Origin of the sequence: Paracoccus sp. (in: a-proteobacteria) (assembly GCF_046289755.1) — a bacterium.
GTDB lineage: Bacteria > Pseudomonadota > Alphaproteobacteria > Rhodobacterales > Rhodobacteraceae > Paracoccus.
This window is the reverse complement of sequence record NZ_JBKBVD010000095.1, coordinates 1-6,164: the sequence shown is the minus strand read 5'-3', so window position 1 is coordinate 6,164 and position 6,164 is coordinate 1. Positions and strand designations below refer to the sequence as shown.

At 68.5% G+C, this 6,164-nt stretch carries 6 protein-coding genes; 3 read left to right on the top strand and 3 right to left on the bottom strand.

Annotated elements, in window-relative coordinates; all coding sequences use genetic code 11:
* The 3 genes from ACK41U_RS18925 to rnr all read left to right on the top strand — a co-directional run.
* The coding region (locus ACK41U_RS18925) for a M20/M25/M40 family metallo-hydrolase (RefSeq protein WP_409683712.1) at positions 1–249 on the top strand (249 nt) is incomplete at its 5' end.
* Positions 246–671, top strand: a complete 426-nt coding sequence (locus ACK41U_RS18920) for a GNAT family N-acetyltransferase (protein WP_409683709.1) — start codon at positions 246–248, stop codon at positions 669–671. The genes ACK41U_RS18925 and ACK41U_RS18920, both read left to right, overlap by 4 nt.
* A gap of 4 nt (positions 672–675) precedes the next feature.
* Positions 676–2,919 carry a ribonuclease R gene (gene rnr / locus ACK41U_RS18915; RefSeq protein ID WP_409683706.1) on the top strand — a complete coding sequence of 748 codons (2,244 nt, stop codon included), beginning with the start codon at positions 676–678 and terminating at the stop codon, positions 2,917–2,919.
* Between the two features lie 102 nt (positions 2,920–3,021).
* On the opposite strand, the gene ACK41U_RS18910 is transcribed toward rnr, so the two are convergent.
* From ACK41U_RS18910 to ACK41U_RS18900, 3 genes are all read right to left on the bottom strand, one after another.
* Positions 3,022–4,332 (bottom strand): short-chain fatty acid transporter, encoded by a 1,311-nt coding sequence (locus ACK41U_RS18910; RefSeq protein ID WP_409683703.1) that lies wholly within the window; start codon positions 4,330–4,332, stop codon positions 3,022–3,024.
* Between the two features lie 57 nt (positions 4,333–4,389).
* Positions 4,390–5,721: an HlyD family type I secretion periplasmic adaptor subunit gene (locus tag ACK41U_RS18905; protein ID WP_409683700.1), complete on the bottom strand. Its 1,332-nt coding sequence runs from the start codon at positions 5,719–5,721 to the stop codon at positions 4,390–4,392.
* Positions 5,718–6,164 (bottom strand): ATP-binding cassette domain-containing protein (locus ACK41U_RS18900; RefSeq protein ID WP_409683697.1); only part of this gene is annotated, 447 nt, incomplete at its 5' end. The genes ACK41U_RS18905 and ACK41U_RS18900, both read right to left, overlap by 4 nt.

The following is a 6,164-nucleotide window of genomic DNA, read 5'->3' as shown; positions in this document are numbered from 1 at the left end:
TTCCTGACCGCGCCCGGCCCCTTTGTCGATCTGGTCCGCGATGTGGTCACCGCCGAAACGGGCCGCGTGCCGGTCCTGTCCACCTCGGGCGGCACCTCGGATGCGCGTTTCGTCAAGGATCACTGCCCGGTCGTGGAATTCGGGCTGGTCGGCCACCATATGCATCAGGTCGACGAACGCGTGCCCGCCGATCAGGTGCGCCAGCTCAAGGCGATCTATCAGCGCATTCTGGAAAGATATTTCGCATGATCGAGGAAACCGCCGATCTGGCCGCCTGCCACGCCCTGCGCCGCGCCGTCTTCATCGAGGAACAGAACGTGCCCGAGGCGCTGGAGCTGGACGATCTGGACGCGGGCGCCATCCATCTGCTGGCGCGCGATGCGGGTCGCCCGGTGGGCACGGCGCGCATCCTGATCAAGGGCGAGACCGGCAAGATCGGCCGCGTCGCCGTGCTGGCGCAGGCGCGCGGGCAGGGTCTGGGCGCGGCGCTGATCCGCGCCGCGCTGGACGCCCTGCGCACCCGCCCCGGCATCACCCGCGCCAGCCTGGGCGCGCAGACCCACGCCATAGGCTTTTACCAGAAACTTGGCTTTGTCGCGGAAGGCCCGGTTTACGATGATGCCGGCATCCCGCATCGTGACATGAGCCGCGACCTGAATGACAAGGCATGACCCGATGACCCAGATCCCCAGCAAGGCCCAGATCCTCGAATGGGTGGGTGAAAACCCCGAGGCGAATTCCAAGCGCGACATCGCCAAGGCGTTCGGCATCAAGGGCGCCGCCCGGATTGAACTCAAGCGCCTGCTGCGAGAGATGGAGGCCGAGGGCGCGCTGGAACGCCGCCGCCGCCATTACCTTGACGCGGAAAAGCTGCCCCCCGTGACGGTGCTGGAACTGCTGGCGCCGGACGGGTCGGGCGATCTGTTCGCGCGTCCGCTGGAATGGCGGGGCGAGGGGGCGCTGCCGCGCATCCTGTATCTGCCGCGCCAGACCGATCCGGCGCTTGGCCGTGGCGACCGCTTCCTTGGTCGCCTGATCGAGGTCGCGGGCGAGGATCACAGCCACGAGGCCCGGCTGATCCGCCGCATCACCGCCCATGCGAACCGCATCACCGGCATCTTCCGGCGCGAGACGCAGGGCGGTCGCATCCTGCCCATCGACAAGGGACAGGACAAGGAATGGCGCGTCCGCGACGACGCCACCCTCGGCGCCGAGGATGGCGAGCTGGTGCAGGCCGAACAGGCCGGGCCCCGCGCCCGCCTCGGCCTGCCCATCGCGCGGATCATCGAACGGCTGGGCGATCCGTCGGCGCCGCGCGCCGTCAGCCTGATCGCCATCCACCAGCACGGCATACCCGACACCTTCCCCGACAAGGTTCTGACCGAGGCCGAGGCCGCCACCCCCGCGCCCATCAAGGGCCGCGACGACCTGCGCGACCTGGCTTTGGTCACCATCGACCCCTCGGATGCGCGCGACCATGACGATGCGGTCGCCGCCCATATCGAGGAAGACGGCGGCGCCACCATCTGGGTCGCCATCGCCGATGTCGCCCATTACGTCCGCCCGAACAGCGCGCTGGACCGCGAGGCGTGGAATCGCGGCAACTCGACCTATTTCCCCGACCGCGTCGTGCCGATGCTGCCCGAGGCGCTGTCGGCAGATCTCTGTTCGCTGCACGAGGGCGTGGACCGCGCCGTGATCGCCGTGCGGATGCGGCTGGATGCGGATGGCACCAAGATCAGCCACAAATTCCACCGTGGCATTATGAACAGCCGCGCCAGCCTGTCCTATGAACAGGCGCAGGCCGCAGCCGACGGCACCCCCGACGCGCAGTCCGAGCCGCTGCTGGACAGCGTCATCTCACCGCTCTGGCACGCCTACGGCCTGCTGAAAGCCGCCCGCGAACGCCGCCAGCCGCTGGATCTGGACCTGCCCGAACGCCGGATCGAACTGTCGCCCGAGGGCCGCGTCAAGGCCGTCACCTTCCGCGACCGTTTCGATGCGCATAAGCTGATCGAGGAATTCATGGTACTGGCCAATGTCGCCGCCGCCGAGGAACTGTCACGCCGCCAGCGCCCGCTGCTGTTCCGTGTCCACGAGGAACCCAGCCTCGACAAGATCGACGCCCTGCGCGAGGTGGCGCAGGCCTCGGGCTTCACGCTGGCCAAGGGTCAGGTGCTGATGACCAGCCACCTGAACCGCCTGCTGGCACAGGCCGAGGGCAGCGATTTCGACGAGCTGATCAATATCTCGACCCTGCGCTCGATGACGCAGGCCTATTACCACCCCGAGAATTTCGGCCATTTCGGGCTGGCGCTGAAATCCTACGCGCATTTCACCTCGCCCATCCGCCGCTATGCCGATCTGGTCGTGCACCGGGCGCTGATCTCGGCCCATGGCTGGGGCAAGGACGGGCTGGACGACAACCAGATCGAACGCCTGCCTGAAACCGCCACCCATATCAGCGAGACCGAGCGCCGCTCCATGGCCGCCGAACGCGACACGACCGACCGCTATCTGGCGGCCTATCTGTCCGAACGGGTCGGTCACGAAATGACCGGCCGTATCAACGGCGTGCAGAAATTCGGCGCCTTCGTGCGGCTGGACGAAAGCGGCGCCGACGGGCTGCTGCCGATCCGCACGATCGGTCAGGAATATTTCCACTACGACCCCGACGCCCGCACCCTTCTGGGCAGCGATACCGGCCTTGTCATCGGCATCGGCCAGCGCGTGACCGTGCGGCTGGCCGAGGCGATCCCGATGACCGGCGGCCTGACACTGGAACTGCTGGAACTCGACGGCCAGCCCCTGCCGCGCGGCCCGTCCAAGGGCAAACGCGGCCGCAGCCCCGCCCGCGCCCCGGTTCAGGCCCGCCTGGCCGAAATCAAGCGCGCCACCAAACGCCGCCGCAAACGCTGACAACTTCTTCTTCACACAAGTATCCTCTGGGGTGCCGAGAGGTCCGCCATCGGTCCGAGGACCGATCGGCACGGGGGGCGAAGCGCCCCCGGCGCTATCCCCTCAGATCACCCACAGAATACCTCCCACGATCACGCCTACCACCAGCAGGTGCACGACACAGAACCCCATGATGTCGCGCGGTTTCAGCCCGGCGATCCCCAGCATCGGCAGCGCCCAGAAGGGCTGCAGCAGGTTCGTCCAGGCATCCCCCCAGGCCACCCCCATCACCACCTTGGCAATATCGGCGCCAAGCGCCTCGGCGGCGGGCAGCATCACCGGCGCCTGCACCGCCCATTGCCCGCCGCCCGAGGGCACGAACAGGTTCACGATGCCCGCACTGATGAACGACCAGAACGGCAGCGTCTCGGCGGTGGAAATCGACACGAACCAGCCCGACAGGCTCGCCGCCAGCCCGCTATCGGTCATGATCGCCATGATCCCGGCATAGAACGGAAACTGGACCACGATGCCTGCGCCGCCGCGCACACCCTCATCCAGCGCGGTCAGCAGGCTGCGCGGGCTGCCATGCAGCAGAATGCCGGCAAACAGGAACAGGAAATTCACCACATTCAGGTTCAGCCCGCCGCCGCCCAGAAAATGCAGCGCCAGCCAGGCCAGCCCCGGCACCCCGATCAGGATCATCAGCAGCGGGCTGGTCTCCAGCCATTCCGCCGGGCTGGGCCGGGCCGAGGGCGGTGCGGGCTGCGGCTCGCGCAGCAACTCGGGATCGACCAGCACCTCTTCGCGCTCCAGCGGCAGCATCATCCGGTTGACCAGCGGCACCGCGATCACGACGGCCAGCAGGATCATCAGGTTCCAGCTGGAAAACAGCGTCTCGCCCGTCGGGATCACGCCGATCTGATTTTCGGTGAAATGGCCCGGCGTGGCCACCGTCAGCGGGATCGAACCCGACAGCCCGCCATGCCAGATGACAAAGCCCGAATAGGCCGCCGCGACCAGCAGCCGGTAATCGACCCGCACCTTGCGCGCCAGTTCCTTGGCAAAGATCGCGCCGACGACCAGACCAAAGCCCCAGTTGATCCAGCTTGCCGCCAGCGACACCACGCTGACCAGCAGGATCGCGCCGCCGCGGCTGCTGGTCAGCCCGGCCATCATCCCCAGCACCCGCCGCACCGGCGGTGACGAGGCCAGAATGAAGCCCGTCACCAGCACCAGCAGCATCTGCATGGCAAATGACAGCAACGACCAGAATCCGTTGCCCCAGTATTCGATCAGCTCGACCGGGCCGGTGCCTTGCGTCAGCATGGCGGCCGCAGCGGCGATCAGGGTCAGAACGATCACGAAAATGAAGGCGTCGGGCAGCCATCGCTCCATCAGGCGCGTGGCGGGGCGGGACAGAATGCGCAGCATGGGTTTCCTCCTCTTGCGGGGGCAAGTCTGCGGCAGCAAATCCGGTCGCGCAACCGTTCAGCTTTCGCGGAAGGCGCGGTTGAAGTAATCGGCCAGCGGCCGCATCAGATAGGCCAGCGGGCTGCGGTCGCCGGTGCGCACATAGACCTCGACCGGCATGCCGGGCACCAGCACCAGATCGCCCAGCTTCGCCAGCTCATCGGGCGGAATCGTCACCTCGGCGCGGTAATAGGGCACCCGCGTGGCCTCGTCGATCAGCGCATCGGGCGAGATCCGCTCCAGCCGCCCCTCGATTTCGGGGGTGGTGCGGGCCGAAAAGGCCGAGAACCGCAGCGCGACCGGCTGGCCCAGCTGCAGCTCATCCACATTGATCGTGGCGATCCGCGCCCCGATCAGCAGGGGCCGGTCCTGCGGCACGATATACAGCAGCGGCTCGGCCCCGCGCACCACCGATCGCGGCGTCGTCACCTGCATGTTGTGGACCACCCCCGCCACCGGGGCGCGGATCTCCAGCAGCAGCACGCGTTCGGCCAGCCCCCGGCGGCGCTCGGCCAGTTCCAGCTCGCGATAGCCCAGATCGCGCAGTTCCGTCTCGGCCTGTTCGCGGCGTTGCGCGCCCATGCGCAGGCGCTGAATCTCGATCTCGGTCTGGCGGATCGCCGATCCCGCCCGCTGCGCCTGCAGCGCGCCCAGCTCTCCCTCCAGCCGCGCGGCCTCGCGTTCCAGCGCCAGCACGCGCGAGGCCTGCGCCAGCCCGCGATCCAGCAGGCTTTGCTGATCGGCCAGTTCGCGCACGATCAACCCGCGCTGGGTGCCAAGTGCTGCGATCTGCGCGTCGATGCCGGTGATTTCGGCACCGATCTGATCGGATTGCTTGGCCAGCTGGTCCAGCGACTGGCGCAGGGTTTCCAGCCGGGTGGCAAACAGGCTGGCCTGCCCCGCGATCAGCGTGGCCAGCGCGGGCCGGGACTGCGCCCCCCCGACCAGTTCGGCGGGGAAATCAGGCGCATCCGCATCGGCGCGCTCGGCCTCCAGCCGGCCACGGCGGGCCAGAACCTCGAAATACTGCCCCTCGACAATGGCCAGTTCGGTGGCCAGAAGCGCGCCGTCCAGCGCGATCAGCAGATCGCCCGCCGCGACGCGCGCGCCCTCGGCCACGGCGATCTGCGCGACCACGCCGCCATCGGGATGCTGCACGACCTGCCGCTGCTGTTCGACCTCGACCTGACCGCTGGCCACGACGGCGCCGCTGATCCGGGCCTGCGTGCCCCACAGCGCCACCCCGGCGATCAGCACGGCCAGCCCCAGCAGCCCGCCCAGAACCGCGCCGCGCACCGGCCAGCGACCGGGGCGGGGCGGGGCCAGCGGGTCGGTGTCCGGCGCGCTCATGTGATGCCTCCTTTGCGGCCGGCCTCCTGGGCGCGCAGGATCTGGGCCGAGTTCTGCACCATGTCCTGCAACACCTTGTCGCGCGGGCCAAAGGCGCGGCGCATGCCCTGTTCCAGCACCAGCAGCAATTCGCATTCATTGATGGCGGCGGGGCGGTGGGCCATGATGATGACCGCGCCCCCCTGTTCCTTGATCCGCCGGATCGCGCGGTTCAGCGCCTCGGACCCGCTGTTGTCGAGATTCGAGTTCGGCTCGTCCAGCACCAGCAGCACCGGGTCGGGATAGAGCGCGCGGGCAAGCCCCAGCCGCTGGATCTGCCCGCCCGACAGGCGCCCGCCGGTCTGGCTGAGGCGCGTGTCATAGCCCTGCGGCAGGTCCAGAATCATCTGATGCGCATCCGCCGCCTGCGCCGCGCGGACCACCTGTTCGGGGTCGGGCGCGGT